The 16,580-nt window shown below is 69.3% G+C and carries 19 protein-coding genes and 1 pseudogene; 13 read left to right on the top strand and 7 right to left on the bottom strand.

Annotated elements, in window-relative coordinates:
- The 8 genes from ACGFSB_RS06655 to ACGFSB_RS06620 are packed head-to-tail and all read left to right on the top strand — an operon-like array spanning window position 1 to window position 6,094.
- Complete coding sequence (locus tag ACGFSB_RS06655) at window positions 1-1,311, top strand: beta-ketoacyl-[acyl-carrier-protein] synthase family protein (protein ID WP_393395047.1); 1,311 nt, start codon at window positions 1-3, stop codon at window positions 1,309-1,311.
- Window positions 1,308-2,558, top strand: coding sequence for a beta-ketoacyl-[acyl-carrier-protein] synthase family protein (locus ACGFSB_RS06650; RefSeq protein WP_393395044.1), 1,251 nt, complete (start codon window positions 1,308-1,310; stop codon window positions 2,556-2,558). Before ACGFSB_RS06655 ends, ACGFSB_RS06650 begins: the two co-directional genes overlap by 4 nt.
- Window positions 2,537-2,983: a holo-ACP synthase gene (gene acpS, locus ACGFSB_RS06645; RefSeq protein WP_393395041.1), complete on the top strand. Its 447-nt coding sequence runs from the start codon at window positions 2,537-2,539 to the stop codon at window positions 2,981-2,983. The genes ACGFSB_RS06650 and acpS overlap by 22 nt, the downstream gene beginning before the upstream one ends.
- Before the next feature lie 15 nt (window positions 2,984-2,998).
- Window positions 2,999-3,301 carry an acyl carrier protein gene (locus ACGFSB_RS06640; RefSeq protein ID WP_393395039.1) on the top strand — a complete coding sequence of 101 codons (303 nt, stop codon included), beginning with the start codon at window positions 2,999-3,001 and terminating at the stop codon, window positions 3,299-3,301.
- Window positions 3,302-3,305: 4 nt separating this feature from the next.
- Window positions 3,306-3,749 carry an SRPBCC family protein gene (locus ACGFSB_RS06635; protein WP_393395036.1) on the top strand — a complete coding sequence of 148 codons (444 nt, stop codon included), beginning with the start codon at window positions 3,306-3,308 and terminating at the stop codon, window positions 3,747-3,749.
- A gap of 7 nt (window positions 3,750-3,756) precedes the next feature.
- Window positions 3,757-4,758 carry a PfkB family carbohydrate kinase gene (locus ACGFSB_RS06630; protein ID WP_393395033.1) on the top strand — a complete coding sequence of 334 codons (1,002 nt, stop codon included), beginning with the start codon at window positions 3,757-3,759 and terminating at the stop codon, window positions 4,756-4,758.
- Entirely contained in the window at window positions 4,755-5,258 is a 504-nt protein-coding gene (locus tag ACGFSB_RS06625; RefSeq protein ID WP_393395030.1) for a methyltransferase family protein, read from the top strand. Before ACGFSB_RS06630 ends, ACGFSB_RS06625 begins: the two co-directional genes overlap by 4 nt.
- A 26-nt stretch (window positions 5,259-5,284) precedes the next feature.
- A complete protein-coding gene (locus ACGFSB_RS06620) occupies window positions 5,285-6,094 on the top strand; it encodes a cyclase family protein (protein ID WP_393395027.1) in 810 nt (269 codons plus the stop codon).
- Window positions 6,095-6,144: 50 nt separating this feature from the next.
- On the opposite strand, the pseudogene ACGFSB_RS06615 reads toward ACGFSB_RS06620, so the two are convergent.
- A pseudogene (locus ACGFSB_RS06615) lies at window positions 6,145-6,282 on the bottom strand (NADP oxidoreductase); the annotation flags it as partial.
- A gap of 16 nt (window positions 6,283-6,298) precedes the next feature.
- Here ACGFSB_RS06615 and ACGFSB_RS06610 point away from each other — a divergent pair.
- Window positions 6,299-6,505, top strand: coding sequence for a hypothetical protein (locus ACGFSB_RS06610; protein ID WP_393395024.1), 207 nt, complete (start codon window positions 6,299-6,301; stop codon window positions 6,503-6,505).
- Between the two features lie 86 nt (window positions 6,506-6,591).
- Window positions 6,592-7,125, top strand: coding sequence for a TetR/AcrR family transcriptional regulator (locus ACGFSB_RS06605; protein WP_393395021.1), 534 nt, complete (start codon window positions 6,592-6,594; stop codon window positions 7,123-7,125).
- Window positions 7,126-7,161: 36 nt separating this feature from the next.
- On the opposite strand, the gene ACGFSB_RS06600 is transcribed toward ACGFSB_RS06605, so the two are convergent.
- Together ACGFSB_RS06600 and ACGFSB_RS06595 are read right to left on the bottom strand one after the other, a co-directional pair.
- Window positions 7,162-8,715 (bottom strand): MFS transporter, encoded by a 1,554-nt coding sequence (locus ACGFSB_RS06600; protein WP_393395018.1) that lies wholly within the window; start codon window positions 8,713-8,715, stop codon window positions 7,162-7,164.
- A gap of 117 nt (window positions 8,716-8,832) precedes the next feature.
- The gene (locus tag ACGFSB_RS06595; RefSeq protein ID WP_393395015.1) at window positions 8,833-9,498 is read right to left on the bottom strand and encodes a response regulator; all 666 of its coding nucleotides are present in this window, start codon (window positions 9,496-9,498) and stop codon (window positions 8,833-8,835) included.
- A 520-nt stretch (window positions 9,499-10,018) separates the two neighbouring features.
- Here ACGFSB_RS06595 and ACGFSB_RS06590 point away from each other — a divergent pair.
- Complete coding sequence (locus ACGFSB_RS06590) at window positions 10,019-11,902, top strand: alpha-L-fucosidase (RefSeq protein ID WP_393395012.1); 1,884 nt, start codon at window positions 10,019-10,021, stop codon at window positions 11,900-11,902.
- Between the two features lies 1 nt (window position 11,903).
- Here ACGFSB_RS06590 and ACGFSB_RS06585 read toward each other — a convergent pair whose 3' ends face one another.
- Window positions 11,904-12,152 carry a DUF397 domain-containing protein gene (locus ACGFSB_RS06585; RefSeq protein WP_393395009.1) on the bottom strand — a complete coding sequence of 83 codons (249 nt, stop codon included), beginning with the start codon at window positions 12,150-12,152 and terminating at the stop codon, window positions 11,904-11,906.
- Window positions 12,149-12,982: a Scr1 family TA system antitoxin-like transcriptional regulator gene (locus ACGFSB_RS06580; protein ID WP_393395006.1), complete on the bottom strand. Its 834-nt coding sequence runs from the start codon at window positions 12,980-12,982 to the stop codon at window positions 12,149-12,151. The genes ACGFSB_RS06585 and ACGFSB_RS06580 overlap by 4 nt, the downstream gene beginning before the upstream one ends.
- A gap of 155 nt (window positions 12,983-13,137) precedes the next feature.
- Between ACGFSB_RS06580 and ACGFSB_RS06575 the strand changes: the two genes are divergently transcribed.
- Window positions 13,138-13,572: an ATP-binding protein gene (locus ACGFSB_RS06575; protein ID WP_393395003.1), complete on the top strand. Its 435-nt coding sequence runs from the start codon at window positions 13,138-13,140 to the stop codon at window positions 13,570-13,572.
- On the opposite strand, the gene ACGFSB_RS06570 is transcribed toward ACGFSB_RS06575, so the two are convergent.
- Window positions 13,553-14,077 carry a PadR family transcriptional regulator gene (locus ACGFSB_RS06570; protein WP_393395000.1) on the bottom strand — a complete coding sequence of 175 codons (525 nt, stop codon included), beginning with the start codon at window positions 14,075-14,077 and terminating at the stop codon, window positions 13,553-13,555. The genes ACGFSB_RS06575 and ACGFSB_RS06570 overlap by 20 nt on opposite strands.
- A gap of 106 nt (window positions 14,078-14,183) precedes the next feature.
- Between ACGFSB_RS06570 and ACGFSB_RS06565 the strand changes: the two genes are divergently transcribed.
- A complete protein-coding gene (locus ACGFSB_RS06565) occupies window positions 14,184-15,569 on the top strand; it encodes an MATE family efflux transporter (RefSeq protein WP_393394997.1) in 1,386 nt (461 codons plus the stop codon).
- On the opposite strand, the gene ACGFSB_RS06560 is transcribed toward ACGFSB_RS06565, so the two are convergent.
- A complete protein-coding gene (locus ACGFSB_RS06560; protein WP_393394994.1) occupies window positions 15,544-16,506 on the bottom strand; it encodes a hypothetical protein in 963 nt (320 codons plus the stop codon). The two genes, ACGFSB_RS06565 and ACGFSB_RS06560, sit on opposite strands and share 26 nt — an antisense overlap.
- Between the last annotated feature and the right edge of the window lie 74 nt (window positions 16,507-16,580).

Here is a 16,580-nt window from a genome sequence, read left to right as displayed (position 1 = left end):
GTGCGAGAAGTGGTGGTGACCGGGCTCGGCGTTGTGAGCCCCGGTGGAATAGGAACAGCGGCGTTATGGGAGACGATCTCCGCCGGTAAGAGCGTGACGAAGTCCCTCTCCGACATCACGAGTTCGGCGCTCTTCGGTGACTTCGACTTCGTGTCGGACTCGATCGCCGAGGTCTCCGGATTCGAGGACCAGATACCGGGTCTGCCGCCCGAGGTCCAACGGCTCGACCGATACACGCAGTTCGCCGTCGCGGCAGCCTTCCAGGCCGTCCGTGACGCGGGACTCGAGCAGGGCGGATACGACGCCGAGCGCGCCGGGATCTCGCTCTCCACGGCGATCTGCGGCACCCCGAAGATGGAGGAGGAGTTCCTCCGGGTCACGGACGGGGGCCGCAAGCCCATCGACCCGGCCAAGGCGGGCCGCGACCTGTACCTCGCCTCGATGTCGAACACCCCGGGGACGATCCTCTCCGCGCTGTTCGGTATGCAGGGGCCGTGCGTGACCTTGTCCACGGGCTGCATCGGCGGTGTCGACGCGGTCGGCCACGCCTATGACGCGATCCGCCACGGCGACGCCGACGTGATGATCGCCGGGGCCACCGAGGCACCGATCACGCCGGTGACCGTGGCGTCCTTCGAGATCATCAACTGCCTCTCGCGCGCCCATATGGACCGCCCGGAGGCGGCCTCACGCCCGTATGACGCGGGCCGCGACGGCTTCGTACTCGGCGAGGGCTGTGGAGTCCTCGTCATGGAGTCGCGCGAACACGCCGAGCGTCGCGGCGCGACCCCGTACATGACGATCAACGGCTTCTCGCACACCTCCAACGCCGCCCACATGACCGACCTGCTCTCGGACGGCGCCGATCTGACCCGCTCCATGACCCAGGCCATCGAGGAGGCGGGCCTGCGCCCCGACGAGATCGACCACGTCAGCTCGCACGGCAGCTCTACGCCGCAGAACGACACGTGCGAGACCAGCGCACTCAAGCTCGCCCTCGGCGAGCGCGCCCACGCCATCCCGGTGAACTCCGCGAAGTCCATGCTCGGCCACGCGCTCGCCGCGGCGAGCGCCATGGAGATCGTGCTCTGCGCACTGGCCTGCAAGCACTCCTTCGTGCACCCCACGGCCAACTACGAGAACCCCGACCCGACCTGCGATCTCGACTACGTACCCGGCGTCGGCCGCCCCTGGGACGGCGAGACGATCCTCAAGGGCGCCAGCGGATTCGCGGGACTGCACGCGGCCATGGTCGCCCGTGCCGTACGGGAAGTCGTACAGGAAGTCGTACCGGAAGGGGCGTCCTCATGAGCGCCCCCATGAGTGTCGTCATCACCGGCATCGGCGCGCGCACCCCGGCGGGCGAGGGCATCGAATCCCTCTGGGACAGCGCGCGCGAAGGCACCCCGCAGATCACCGCCATCGACCGCTTCGACGCCTCCGAGTACGCCACCGACGCGGCGGGCCAGGCAGACTTCGACGCGAACGTCGAACTGCCGTCCCGCTTCGTCAAGCGCACCGACCGCTTCACTCATCTGTCCGTGCACGCCGTGCGCCAGGCTCTGAAGGACGCCGGGGTCACGGTGGGCAGTGAGGTCGCCCCCGAACGGACCGGCGTCATGGTCGGCAACGTCCTGGGCGGCTGGGAGTTCGCCGAGCGCGAGCTGCGCCGCCTGTGGACGGACGGGCCGCGCGCGGTCAGCCCCTACCAGGCGACCGCCTGGTTCCCGGCCGCCCCGCAGGGCAACATCTGCATCGACCAGGGCATCAAGGGCCCGGCGCGTACGTTCGTCGCCGACCGGGCAAGCGGCGCGTACGCGCTGATCGGCGGCGCCGAGTCGCTCCTTCGCGGCCGGGCCGACGTGATCGTCGCCGGAGGGGTGGAGGCACCCCTCTCGCCGTACGGCTGGCTCTGCGTGGAGACCAGCGGTCTCGGCGCCAAGTCCCGTGCCTCCCTCGCCCCGCACGAGCTGTACCGGCCCTTCGACGCGGGCCACGGCGGCAGCGTCTTCGGTGAGGGCGCGGTCTTCCTGGTGATGGAGCTCCGCGAGCACGCCGAACGGCGCGGCGCCACCATCCTCGGCGAACTGGCCGGCTGGGGCGTCAGCACCGACGGCTACATGCCGTACTACACCGTCGAACCGACCGGGCAGGTACTCGGCCGCGCCATGCGGACCGCCACCGAACGCGCCGGGATCACCGGCGGCGACCTCGGCGCGGTCTTCGCGCACGGCTCGGGCATCCCCTTCGAGGATGTCACCGAGGGCTACGCACTGCACGAGGCTTTCGGCCACGCGGCGACCCAACTCCCCGTCACCGCACCCAAGTCGGGGTTCGGGCACCTCCTGGGAGCGGCGGCGCCCGCCGACGCGGCGCTCGCTCTGCGGGCGATGCGCGCGGGACTCGTACCGCCGACTGTGAACCTGGAAAGGACCGCACCCGGGATCGACCTGGACCTGGTGCGCCAGGAAGCGCGGCCCGCACCCGGATGGGAGCACACGCTGGTGGTCTCCCGCGGTCTGGGAGGTGTCAACGCATGTCTGCTCCTGAAGCGTTGACCGCTGCTGAAGTGCTGACCGCCGGGGCGGCCCTGCCCGCGTCGCTCGGGGTGCGCGCCGTAGGCATCGACGTCGTCGACGTCGAGCGGCTGCGCGCCATGGTGGAGCGGCGCGGACAGCGCCTGCTCGACCGCCTCTTCACCGTCCACGAACAGGCCCTGTGCGAAGGCAGGTCGGCGCGCTACCGGGCGTCCTGCATGGCAGGCCGGATCGCGGCCAAGGAGGCCGTGCGCAAGGCACTCGGCGGATACGGCGAAGGCTGCGGCTGGCTGGACGTGGAGATCTGCCGCGAGGCGTCGGGCGCACCGCTGCCGCGCTTCAGGGGCCGGGCCGAAGAGGCCTTCAGGCTCGCTTCGTACAGCGGTCTGCACCTGAGCATCACGCACGAGGCGGGCGTGGCCATCGCGATCGCCGTCGCCGACTGAGACAGCACAACCCCGGTGAGACAGCACGACTCCAGCAACTATCCGAAGGATTACGTGAGTTACATGGACGTACGAGAGAACGTGGTCACCGTCATGCGCGGTGCGGGCTTCGAGAGCGAGGAGCTTTCCGACGGCCAGCGCCTCGCCGCGGACCTCGACATCGACTCGACCGAGCTCGTGGAAGTGATCGTCGCACTGGAGCAGCACTTCGGCATCAGCGTCGACGCCGACGCCGAAGGCGGCTTCGCGACCTTCCGCGACCTCGTCGACTGCGTGGAGCGCCTGCTGTCCGCGGGCGCCGTCGCGGCGAGGGGCTGAGATCATGCCGAGGATCGAGAACAGCATCGTCATCGCCGCCGGCACCCAGCATGTCTTCGACATCACCAACGACATCGGCCGCTGGCCCGACATCTTCGACGAGTACAGCAAGGCGAAAGTGGTGTCGGAGGAGCGGGAAGGGCGCTGGACCGAGATCGTCTTCGAGCTGACCAACCCCGAGGGTTCCAGCTGGACTTCCTGGCGGCTCCTGGACCACCGTGAACTCACGGCGGTCGCCGAGCGGCGCGACCCGCTCTTCCCGTTCCGCTACATGCACCTCAAGTGGAGCTACCAGGAAGTGCCCGAGGGGACCCTGATGACCTGGGTCCAGGACTTCGAGGTCGACGACGGGTTCGATGTCCCGCTGCCCACGGTCGTGGAGCGTATGCAGCTGCACACCCGGCAGAACCAGGCGGGCATCAAGCGGAAGATCGAGTCCGGGATCTGAGTGTCCCGTGCCCATCGCCGTCACGGGGGTCATCGCGATGGACCACCTCATGGCCTTTCCCGGCCGCTTTCCCGAGCGGCCCGTGGCGGGCAGGCCGCACGTCGCTTCGCTGGCCTTCCTCGCCGAACGGATCACGACACGCCGGGGCGGTGCTGCCGCCGACATCGCCTTCGGCCTCGGCAGGATCGGCCTCGCCCCGGTCCTGGTGGGCGCGGTCGGCGGGGACTTCGCCGACTACCAGGTGTGGCTCAAGCAGCATGGCGTCGACATCGAATCCGTCCTCGTCGTACCGGGCGAGCGCACCGCGCAGTACGTGTGCACGACCGACGCGGAGCTGAACCGGATCACCTCGTACCACCCGGGCGCGTCGCGGGCCGCGTACACCATCTCGCTGCGGTCGGTGGCGGCCCGCACGGGCGGGCTCGACCTGGTGATGATCTCGGCGAACGACCCCGCCGCGATGCACCGGCACACCGAGGAGTGCCGCGCGCTGGGGGTGCCGTTCGCCGCCGACCCTGCCCGGCAGCTCGCCGGGATGGCCAGGAAGGACGTCAAGTGTCTGATCGGAGGGGCCAGTTGGCTCTTCACCGACGAATACGAGTCCACGATGATCAAAGAGTCGACCGGCTGGACCACCGCCCACGTCCTCGACCAGGTCAGGACGTGGGTGACCACGCTGGGAGCGGCCGGGGTCCGGATCGAGCGGGCCGGGCACGAGCCGTGCCTCGTGCCCGCGGTCGAATCAGTGACCGAATCGGTGGCCCAATCAGTGACCGGATCAGTTGGGGCCAGGCATGCGCTGCGGGCCGGGCTGCTCGCGGGCATCGCACGTGGTGCGCCTCCGGAGGGGGCAGCCCAACTGGGCTGCGCCCTGGCCTCGTTCGCCCTGGAGTCGGCTGGCCCGCAGGAGTATCCGATGGACGTACGCGCGCTGCTCACCCGGATCCGCGTCGCGTACGGCCACCGGGCGGCGGCCGCGGTCCGCCCCGTACTCGCGGACGCCTCATGACGCGCCGCGGGCTTGCGGGCGGCGGGCGTCTGCTGCGGCCGGGCCCGCTGCTCATCCCGCTGGTGACGGCGGGACTCGCACCGACGGCTCTCGGCCTGTGGCTGCCGGGCCCCGACGTGCCGGGTCCGGCCTGGTCACGGATGGTGCCCGGTGTCGTACTCGCCCTGCTCGGCGTCTGGATGACCGCGGATGCCGTGGACCGGGTCTATCTGCGCCAGCGCACCCCACTGGGGGACCGGCCGCCGGACCACCTGGTGCGCGCGGGCTGGTACCGGGTGATCAGGAACCCGATGGCGGCCGGGATGGCGCTCCTCCTCGCGGGCGAGTCGCTGCTGTGGTCCGCCCCCTCCGTGCTCGCGTTCGCGGCGATCGTCCTGGCCGTGTCGTACGCGACCGCGCGGCGGGTCGAGGAGCCGAGCCTCCTGAAGGCCTTCGGCGAGGAGTACGCCGCGTACCGGCGGGATGTGCCGCCGTGGATTCCGTACGCGGCCAACGACTGAGCCGCCAACGACAAGGAGCCGGATTCATGTACGTCGACCTGAGCATCCCCATCAGCCGCCGGTCACCCGGCGTGGAGTTCGAGCAGTGGCTGCACCGCGACGGGATCCGTCATCTGTCGCGCAGGATAAGGGCGTTGCCCGGCGACACCAGAAGGGACCGGTTCGTCAACCACGTGCGGTGGCTGACCGGGCGGCGGCGCCTGCGCGAGCGCGATCTGCCGGGCGGCTGCTTCCTGTCGAACGAGTTCTACCGGATGTCCGTGCACCAGGGCACGCACGTGGACGCGCCCTTCCACTACGGACCCGAGTGCGAGGGCAAGCCCGCGAAGAAGGTCATGGACCTGCCGCTGGAGTGGTTCAGCGGGCCCGGCATCGTGCTCGACGTACGCGACTGCGGGAGCCGCGTGACGGCCACCGGGGTCAAGGAGGCGCTGTTGGCGGCAGGACCGGCTGTGGTCGGGCCGGGGACGGTGGTGCTGTTCCGTACCGACTCGGATCTCCGCCTGGGCACACCCGCGTACTACACGGAGTCGACGGCGATCTGCCCCGAGGCCGTGGACCATCTCCTCGACCTCGGCGTGAAGGTCCTCGGTACGGACTGCTGGAGCTTCGACGGCCCCGCGCGGCCCATGGTGGAGAGCTTCTACGAGAACCGCGACCCTGGCACTCTCTGGCCCACGCATCTGTACGGCAGGAAACGGGAGTTCATCCAGATCGAGGGCCTCGCCCGGCTGCGCACGCTTCCGGCGGGACCGTTCACCTTCCAGGCGTTCCCGATCGCGCTCGCCGACGCGGGGGCGGCCTGGTGCAGGGCGGTGGCGCTCCCGAGCCGATGAACGCGAGCCGGTCAACCGTTGACTCAGATGACTCAGACAACTCGGATGACTCAGACGGGAAGTTCGGTGATGCCGAGGGCGAAGTCCAAGTTCCCCACCCCGTGGTGGGCGAGGCCCACCGTGACCACGCCCGCTCCTTCCAGCCAGTGCGCCATTCTCAGGCCGCCGACGTCCAGCGGGCGCAGCCCTCTCCGTCTGTCCGGCGTGTTCGACCGCACCGACCTCACGCCCCGCGAACGGCTCCTCGCCGCCTTCGACATCCCCCCACCACCCCTCTGTGCCCCTACATCGCCGCCGCCGTCGAACTTCACGACCCCCAGCAACCGGCATCCCCGGCCGTACTCGAACGAGAAGGGCCGGCCGGTCGGCGAGGACGCCATCCGCGCGGCACTGGCCACCGCAACGCGGTAACCGTCAAGGCGGCTCGACATATACTCCCGGAAATGGCTCAGGAAGATATTGCCCGACCCGCACCGGGTCGCCCCCGCAGTGCGGAAGTGTCGAGGGAAATCGTCGCGGCCGCGCTTCAACTGCTGCGCGAGCGGGGCCCCAAGGGGGTCACGGTGGAGGCGGTGGCTCAGTATTCGGGCTCGGCGAAGACCACCATCTACCGCCGTTACAAGAACCGCTATGAATTGCTGCGGGCCTCCCTCTCCTTCGTAGAGGACATGCCGGAGCCTTCGGCCGAGCTTCCGGTGCGGCAGCGCGTGGCTCAATTGCTCGGGCAATTCCGCATCGGCCTGGAAGAAGTGGTGGGCCTGCGTGCGCTCGCCGCTCTCCTGCACGGCGACGAGGACCCCGAATTCACCCGGGCCTTCCGGGAAGGTGTGCTGCGTCCGCGTCTTGACGTCCTGCTCAGGACGTTGCAGGCGGGCGTGGACGACGGCGAGCTGCGTGCGGACGTCGACTACGAGACGGTGGTCAGCATGATGGCCGGCTCGTACATGGCCCGCACCGCCCTCCAGGGCAGCGCGCCCGCCGACTGGGCGGCGACCGTGCTCGACACGATCTGGCCCGCGATCCGCGCCTGAGGGCGACGGGCCACTGCCACTGACCTCGGCTGTCCATCACCCCGCCACGACCGGCATCCGCTCGCCCTCCGGCCCCGCGGCGGCGAGGTCGCGGTCGCGGATGAGGGGAAGCACCAGGACCGCTCCGACGAAGGCCGCCACCGCCGCGACGGTCAGGATGGAGTTCAGTCCTTCGATGAAGGCGGCTTGTGCCGTCTCCGAGAACAACCCCCGCTGCTGTGACGGCAGTTCGGCCAGCGCACCGCCCACCTGCCCCGACGACACGGCGTGGGCCAGCTCGGTGGCCCGGTCCTGGAGTGGTGTACCGGTCAGCGCGTCCCGCACCCCGTCCCGTACCCGGTCGGCGAAGACCGCGCCCAGGGAGGCGACGCCGACGGCGATGCCGAGCGAGCGGAACGTATTGCTCAGGCCGGACGCGACTCCGGCCCGCGCGGGTTCGACCGCGCCCATCGCGGCCGCGACCACGTTCGGGTTGACGAGGCCGACGCCGAAGCCGGTCACCAACTGCCCGGCGAGCAGGGTGCTCCAGTCGTCCTTGACGTCGATGCCGCCCATCAGGAGCAGCCCCACGCCGATGCAGGCGAGCCCGCCGGAGATGAGCCAGCGGAGCGGGAGCACGGCGCCCGCGCGGGCCGCGAGGGCGGAGGAGATGAAGACGGAGAGCGTGAGGGGGAGCAGCCGAAGGCCCGCCTCCAGCGGTTCGAGGCCGAGGACCGTCTGGAGATACAGCGTCAGGTAGAGCAGCAGCGCGAACGCCGTCGAGCTCATCACCAGGACCCCCACCGCGGCGCCCGTGGTGGTGACCTTGCCGAAGACGCCGCCCGGGAGCATGGGGTCGCGCCGGGAGCGTTCGACCAGGACGAAGGCCGTCATGGCGACCGCGGACAGCACGAAGCCGCCCAGGACCTGTGTGCTGTCCCAGCCCTCCTCGTTGGAGCGGAGGAGGGCGAAGGAGAGCGAGCCCAGAGCGGTGCCGAGCGTGACGAAGCCCGGCCAGTCGATGCGTGCCGCGTACGGCGCCTTCGACTCGGTGACCCGCAGTGCGGTGGTGATCAGGGCGAGCACGCCGACCGGCAGGTTGACCAGGAAGATCCACCGCCAGCCCGCGGCCTCCACCAGGGAGCCTCCCGCGAGCGGCCCCACGGCGAGCGCGGCCCCGCTGACCGCTCCCCAGACACCGAGGGCGCGTTGCCGGTCCTTGGTCTCCGGGTACGCCGCGGCGAGCAGCGCGAGGGAGGTGGCGAGCAGCGCGGCACCGCCGACGCCCTGGAGTACGCGCGCCAGGATGAGCACCATCGGGTCCTGGGCCACTCCGCACAGCAGCGAGGCGAGCGTGAACACGGCCATGCCCCAGGAGAAGACCGCGCACCGGCCGAACCGGTCGGCGAGGGAGCCCGCGGTCAGGAGGGCCGACGAGAGGGCGACGGCGTACGCGGCGACCACCCACTGGAGATCGGTGAGCGTGGCGTCGAGGGCCGCCTCGATCTCGGCGAGCGCGATGTTCACGATGGTCACATCGAGCAGGATCATGAAGCTGGCGACGCATACGACGCCCAGTGTCCACCAGCGGTTCGATGCCGTCGATGCCATGACGCGCCTCCTCATCTCCTCGTGCGGGATGTCTCCTCGTACGTGATTCAATTTAAATACGCTACTAAGAGCGTATCGAAATTAGACCTGGAGCGACAAGGCGTACCCACGGCGATGTCATGGGTGGGTCGCGAAGCTTCCCTGGCCGCCCAGGGAGCGCTTCGCGTAGAGCGCGGTCTGTACGCGACCCGGCGTGCCGAGCTTGGCGTAGATGCGGCTGAGGTAGTTGCGCACGGTCTTGGGGCGGATGCCGAGATGAGTGGCGATGCAGTCGGTCTCCTGGTCGTCGGCCACCAGGGACAGGATCTGCCGCTCGCGCTCGGTGAGCATCGCGAGGGGGGAGTCGTCGCCGCGGTAACTGCCGGACATGAGCTGGAGGATCGGCCCCGCGGTGGCCGCTGAGAACGCGGCTCCGTCGCGGTGCACGGCCAGGAGCGTCGCGCGCAGTTCGTCCGCGTCGATGCTGCGGGAGAGATACGCGTTGGCTCCGGCCACGAATGCCTCCCGCATATAGACCGGCTGTTGGTTGGAGGAGAGGATGACGATCCGTACGTGGCCGGACTCCCGGCGAATGGCCCGGGTCGCGTCCACACCACCCGTGCCCGGTACGCCGGGCCCCATCACGACGATCTGCGGGCGGTGCCTGCGTAAGTGCTCCACTGCCGATGCGGCGTCGTGGGCTATGGACACCACGGAGAATTCCGTAAAGCCGTCGAGCAGCTTACGGAATCCTTCGAGCACCAGTTTTTCGCTGTCGACGAGCAGGATCTTTATCGCTGACACTGACATCCCCCTGGGTTCCGCATTCACGACTGTGAAAGATCAGAACATGGGGACATCAACCCTTGTGCGCCTTGCCCCCGTTGGCTGATTTTCATCGTCGACGAATTATCTGCCGGAATCGATGCTACACCAGCCGCCCAATCCCTCTTCCGGTAAATAGTCAATATTCAGGGCGGCTTCACTCGGTGCTTTTTCGGAGGCGTGTGTTCCTTTCGTGTGTGATCGGGATTTGCTTGTACTCCGTAAGGGAGCGGGCGACGGAGGCGGCACGGCGGGTCCGACAGGCTGCACCGCGGGTCCGACAGGCTGCACCGCGGGTCCGACAGGCTGCTCCGTGATCGCCAGTCGTCGCTAGTCGCCGCCGTTCATCACCGGTCGTCGCCGTTCGTCGCCAGTCATCGGATCGATGTCCCATGAACCAGCCAACATCCGCCCCATCAGACTCCGTTGGGCGCATTGACATCGGATGTATTCAACCCTACGTTCCCCTGCGACCCCTCAACCTCAGGGAGCCGTCTCCATGCGCACACAGTCCAGCCGCACTCGGCGAAGAGTCGCCGGGATCGCCCTGCTCCTGGCCTCGGCCCTCGGCGCGACCGCCGTCCCCGCCGCGGTCGCGGCGCCCACGGAACCGCCGGCCGCCGCGGCCACCGCGCCCGCAGCCCCCGCTGCCGAGCCCCCCGCCGCCACAGGGCCGGGAACCGACCACGCCACCGACGACCCCTTCACCGCCGACCGCACCAACTGGTTCCGCCAGGACCGCTTCGGCATGTTCATCCACTTCGGCGCGTACTCCAACCTGGAGGGCGAGTACAAGAAAGCCGACGGCTCCGTGTGCCGTGACGCCGAGTGGATCCAGCGCGAGTGCGACATCCCGAAGGCCGAGTACGAGAAGCAGGCCGCGACATTCAACCCGGCCGACTTCGACGCCAAGGCCGTAGTGAAGGCGGCCAAGGACGCCGGAATGCGCTACATCGTCATCACCTCGAAGCACCATGAGGGGTACGCGATGTGGCCCACGAAGGTCAACGACTGGAACCTGCGCGACCACTCCTCCTTCGACAAGAAGCGCGACATCCTCGCCGAGTTGAAGAAGGCCTCCGACGACGCGGGCATCAAGCTCGGCTTCTACTACTCGATCTGGGACTGGCACGACCCGGACTTCCCGGACCCGGCCACCTTCCCCAAGTACGAGAAGCGGATGCGCGCCCAGCTCAAGGAGCTGGTCGACAACTACGACCCGGCGCTCCTCTGGTTCGACGGCGAGTGGGACACCGACAAGCCCCACAACCCCTGGACGTCGAAGGACGGCGAGAAGCTGGAGGCCTACCTCCGCGACCTCGACCCGGACCTGATCATCAACAACCGCGTCGGCAAACGCCGCGTGGTCGACGGCGACTACGGCACCCCCGAGCAGGAGATCCCCGGCGCCCCGGTCGACGGCCAGCTCTGGGAATCCTGCATGACCCTCAACGGCCACTGGGGCTTCGCCCGTTACGACACCAACTGGAAGTCGTCCGGCACCCTGGTCCGCAACCTCCTCTCCACGACGTCCCGCAGTGGCAACTACCTCCTGAACGTGGGCCCGGACGCCCGCGGACGCATCCCACAGCCCTCCGTCGACCGCCTGAAGCAGATGGGCGACTGGCTGCGTACGTCGGGCCAGGGCAACGCGGTCTTCGGCGCCCGCTACGGCGGCCTCGTCGAGGAGCCGTCCTGGGGTTCGGTCAGCCGCAAGGGCGACAAGCTCTACGCGGCGGTCACCCAGTGGCCCGCGTCCGGCGCCGCCCTGCACCTGAAGGCGCGTACGGACTTCAAGGTCACATCGGCGCGGGTCCTCGGCAGCGACCAGAAGGTGACGGTCACCAAGTCCGGTGACGGGTTCGACCTGAAGCCGTCCGGCGCCGCGACCAACGACACCGCCACGGTCATCGAGCTGAAGGTCGATCCGGGCCCGACCGCCCGCCCCGGCAAGGGCAAGGGCCTGAAGCAGGAGATCTTCGACAACGCGGACCTGAGCGGCACCCCGAAGATCACCCGCACCGACCCCACCCTCAACCACGCCTGGAAGTACGAGGGTTCACCGGCGGCGAGCATCCCCTCCGACAAGTTCAGCATCCGCTGGACGGGCACGCTTGAGCCGCGCCGCTCGGAGACGTACACGCTGACGACCATCTCGGACGACATGGCGCGGGTGTGGATCGACGGCAAGCTCGTCATCGACTCGTGGACGCCCCACGAGGCGAAGATCGACAAGGCCCAGGTGAATCTGACGGCGGGCACGCGGCACGCCGTCAGGATCGACTACGCCGAGAACACGGGCGAGGCGCACATGAAACTCCTGTGGTCGAGCCCCGGCCAGGAGCAGCAGATCATCCCTGCCTCGCAGTTGTACGCGCGCTAGGTCAGCTCCGCGCCTGGGCGTAGGACACGAACTCCGCCCAGGCGCGGGGCTCCAGGGCGAGTTGGGGGCCTGCCGGGTTCTTTGAGTCGCGTACGTGGATGGTGGTGGGGCAGGGGGCGAATTCTAGGCAGTCACCGCTGTCGTCGCCGCTGTAGCTGGACTTGCGCCAGTCGTGGGCGACTTCTACGCAGTCTCCGCTGGAGTCGCCGCTGTAACTGCTCTTGAACCAGGCCAGTTCCGTCGTGCTCATAGCGCTCCTCGCAGTCGCTCCAGCAGGCCCACGGACTCTGCGGGGCGGAGGGCCTGCGACAGCAGTTTCGCATACCGGGTCTGGAGGGTGCTGATCACTTTCGGGTCGGTCACGAACTGGCCGTTCTCCTGGCCCTCGCAGTAGCCGAACCACCTGTTCTCCAGCGTCTCCAGGAGGCGGATCGGCCCGTTCATCCCTGCATGGACGCTCTGCGTCAGAGGCATGATCTGCAGATCGATATTCCGGGGCGCGGTGGCCTCCAGTACGTGATCGATGAGCTCGCGCGTGACCTCTGCCCCGCCGGTGCGCCGCAGGAAGATGTGCTCGTCGATGATGAAGCTGTACGCGGTGTTCGGCCGGTCCCGCAGCAGTACCTGGCGTTGCATGCGGGCGGCCACCTGGTTCTCCAGGGCCTCGTCCGACAGTAGCGGGACCCTGGCGTCGAACAGCGTCCGCGCGTAGGCCTCCGTCTGCAACAGACCTGGCATCAGCCGGGATTCGTACGTGTGCAGGCAGGTCGCCTCCTGCTCCAGCTTGGCCCACAGCCTGAACCACGAGGCGATGCCCGGCTGACGCGTCAGCTGGTTCGCGGTCATCCGCAGCGTGCCGAAGGCGTCGAGTGCCGCCTCGCACTGGTCGACGAACCGAGGCGGCGGATACCGCCTGCCCTGTTCGACCGAGGCGAGGAAGTGTACGGAGTAGCCGATCTCGGGCGCGAGTTCCTCCTGTGTTCTCCCGGCCCGTTTGCGGAAGCTCTTGAGGACCGCCCCGAAAGCCTTGAGCCCATCGGACGGTTCGGGCTCGCTGCTGCCCGACGTACTTGACGACATCACGGTCACCTCTGACGCTTGATTGCTGATCCCCGCCAACGCGCCCATGGTTACGGACAGCTACTCGTACCGTCCACCCTCCGCGCTCGTACAATTACGGACCGTACGAGTTGCGCGCCTGGTGTACGAGTTGCCGCACGACCACCGTTGACCCCATGCCGACCCAGACCCAACCCGCCACCCCCCTACGGGAATTCACCCAGCGCCTCAGTTCGACGCCCCGAGGCGCCCGTCTCGCACGCAGGCTGACCAGGTATCACCTGGACGGCTGGGGCATCCCGTACGACAGTGAGCTCTCCGACTCCGTCGAGGCCATCGTCGCCGAGCTCGCGGCGAACGCCGTGACCCACGGTCGCGTACCCGGCCGTGACTTCGAGCTCCGCCTGACGTGCCACGCGCACACGCTCCGTGTCGAGGTGTCCGACACGCTGGCCGAGCGCAGACCTCCGCAGGAACCCGAACGCCCGGCGCCCGAGGGGGAGTCGGGCCGGGGCCTCGTGATCGTGGCGGCACTTGCCAAGGAGTGGGGCGTGGTCGGGCGGGACATCGGGAAGACCGTGTGGGCCGACGTCACTGCTCCAGGGCGCTGATCGCCTCGGTCAGCCACTTCTTCTCTTCGGTGCTGGTGGCGCGGGCGATCCGCAGCATGCCCTGGCGGAAGAGATCGGGAGCTTCCTCCGCCGTCACCGGCTTGCCGTCTCGGTAGAAGAAGCTCGCCGGGGTGTTGAGGAAGGCCTGGCGGCGGCGGAGTACGGCGGCCTGTTCGGAGGGGGCGCGGAGGTGTCGCAGGAAGGCGAGCAGGGTGAAGAAGCGCTGGCCATCGGTGATGTCGGCGTCTTTGGGTTCCCGTAGCCGGGCGAGCAGGTCGTAGCGCCCGGTCTCGGTGAGGGAGAGGATGCGGCGCGGCGCGGCACTCTTGCCCGGCTCGGTGCGCTGCTCGACGAGGTCCGCCTTCACCAGGCGCGTGATCGCCGGATAGAGCGCGCCGTCACTCACCGGGCGGATGTGGCCGCTGAGGCCCTGGATACGGGACTTGAGTTCGTAGCCGTGGAGGGGCTCCTCGCGGAGGAACCCCAGAATCGACAGCTCCAGCATGTGCCGAACCCCCTTCGTCCGCGTGCTCTTGTCCACCCTGTGCCGGTGATGCTATCTCTTTCCGTTGTACCTCGAAACGAGGTACAACGGATGAGGGGGACCATCGATGGACCACCGGCGCAGACTGGTCTCGCTCGCGTACCCGGTCTACTTCGAACTGCTCGCGGGGGTCGCGGCCGGGATCATCAACATGGTCTGGGTGGCCCGGCTCGGCGGTGAAGCGGTCGCCGCGGTGGCCGTCGCGACGAACGTCGAGAACCTGCTGCTCGGCGTCATCCTCATGGCCGGGTCCGGCGCGACGGTCCTCGTCGCGCGGGCCAGAGGGGCGGGCGACCGGGCGGCGGCACGGGCCGCCGTGCGTGGCGGCTGGACGCTGTGGGCGCTGATCACTCCGGTCGTGGCCGTCGGCGGATACCTGTGCCGGGAGCCGCTGGCCCGACTGGTGCTCGGGGGAGGGGGCGGCGACGCACTCGCCCTCGCGACCGGCTACTTCGCGATCGCGCTGCCCGGGATGGCCGTGTACTTCGCCACGAACGTCGTCGACGGAATCCTCAAGGGCGCGGGCGACACCCGTACGCCGATGCGGCTCGCCCTGCTGGCCAACGGCCTGATCCTCGTACTCGATCCACTTCTCATCATCGGCCTCGGACTCGGCGTGCGCGGGGCGGCGATCGCCACGGTCCTCGGCCGGACGGCGTCTCTGATCTGCGGCTTCGTGGCGCTGTACCGCCAGGGGCGCGGGGAACCGCGCGACCAGCCATCTGTGGCCCGCACCCGACCGGCCACACGCCGCGCGAGGCGCCTGGCCGCCGACGCGCGCAGAACGGCGGCGACGGGCCTGCCGATGTCCGCCGACTTCGTACTCCGCATGACGGGTGCGCTCGCGCTGGTCGCGGTCGTCGCCAGGATCGGCGTCGAGGAGGTCGCCGCGTACGGAATCGCGACCAAGGCCATGTATCTGGCGACGATGGCCTTCTACTCCGTACGCCAGGCCGCCGCCATTCACACCGCCCACCTGCTGGGCTCCGGGCGCGATGAGCGGCGGGCCGTCGGGCGGCAGGCGCTGCTCGTCGCCGGGGCCCTGGGTCTGGTGGCCGCGCTGCTGCTGCTCGCCGCCGGTCCATGGATCATGCGGGGCTTCGGCGCCGGGGGTGAGGTGGCCGGTGCGGGGGCGCTCTATCTGCGGTGCCTGGGCCCGTACTTGATGCTGCTCGCCTGCTTCATCGCGCTGGGCGGGGTGTTCGAGGGCACCGGCGGGAGTCCGGTCCTCGCCCGCATCACGGCGTGCGGAGTGGCAGCCCAACTAGGTCTGGCCTACGCCCTGTTGGGCCTGGGGCTGCCGGGTATCTGCCTGGCCATGGCGGCGTCCATGGCCCTTCAGTGCGGGGCGGTGGTCCGCCTCTACCGGCGTATGGGGCGCGAGGCCCCGGTACTACGCCGGAAGCGGCGAACGGCCGGTGCGGGGATCAGCCACAGAGGGGGCTGGTGGTGACGGAGCCGCCCGCGTTCTCGTCGTCCGTGCCGAGGGCTGCGCTGGGGGAGCCGGGGACGCAGTGCACGGCCTCGATCTTGTGGCCCTTGAACTTCTTGAGAAGCTCGGGCGACTTGGCGAGCGAAAGCCGCACCTTGCCCGTGCCACTGACGGACAGCTTGCCCGCATCGCTCACGGCGGAGTCGAACGGCCCGTCGTCACCCGAGTCGGAGGCGGAACTGACCAGCACGCGCCCGGACTTGGTCACGTCGATGTCCGAGATGTGCCGGACATCGCCCGATGGGTACGGTGCGCGGAACGTGGTCTTCTCCACCTTCCCGAACTCCGCCTCGCCGTAGGAGTTGAACGAGAACGGAGCCGCGTGCACCGTCGCCGGACGCTTCTTGCCCGCGCCACGGTCCGCCCAGAGGGCCGCCAGCTTTCCGTTCTGCGAGGTCAGCGAGAAGCTCTCGTAGTCGTCGCCTTCACCGATCGCGGGCAGGGGAGAGATGTCGAGGACCTTGACCGCCTTCTCCGTCGCGTCCGCCTTCAGGTGGTAGGCGAGCCCACGGCTCGCCACGGCCACGTACTCGTCCGATGTGCCCGGCACGCGGTCGAGGGCCTCCAGGTCGATCGGCTCGGCGGCACCCTGCCAGGCGATCGGCGCCACCTCGGCGTCGGCGCCTGGGCGGTAGGTGACTTCGGCGAGGCGGTTCTCGCCGGGGCGCTTGTTGTCGCGTACGACGAGGGCGCTGAAGCGGTCGCCGCCGGAATGCGAGGTGACGGCGAGGCCGCTGATCCCGGACTTGATGTCGTCCCCGACCTGCTGCCACGCGGCCGCCGGTGCGGCCGGTGCCGCCGGGGCCGCCTTCGGCTGAGCCGTGGACAGGCCGGCGCTGAGCGCCACGGCAGCTCCCGTGCCGAGAGCGGCGATTGCGGTCAGGACGGTCTTACGCATGGTCAGGGGCCTCTCACTCGATGTGCGACGCGCGTAGATTCACGCTGGCCGGACCGTAGTGGCCCGGCCGCCGT

It is taken from the genome of Streptomyces sp. NPDC048441, assembly GCF_043200235.1.
GTDB lineage: Bacteria > Actinomycetota > Actinomycetes > Streptomycetales > Streptomycetaceae > Streptomyces.
The sequence above is the reverse complement of the archived record's forward strand: the minus strand, read 5'-3'. Positions and strand labels throughout refer to the sequence as shown.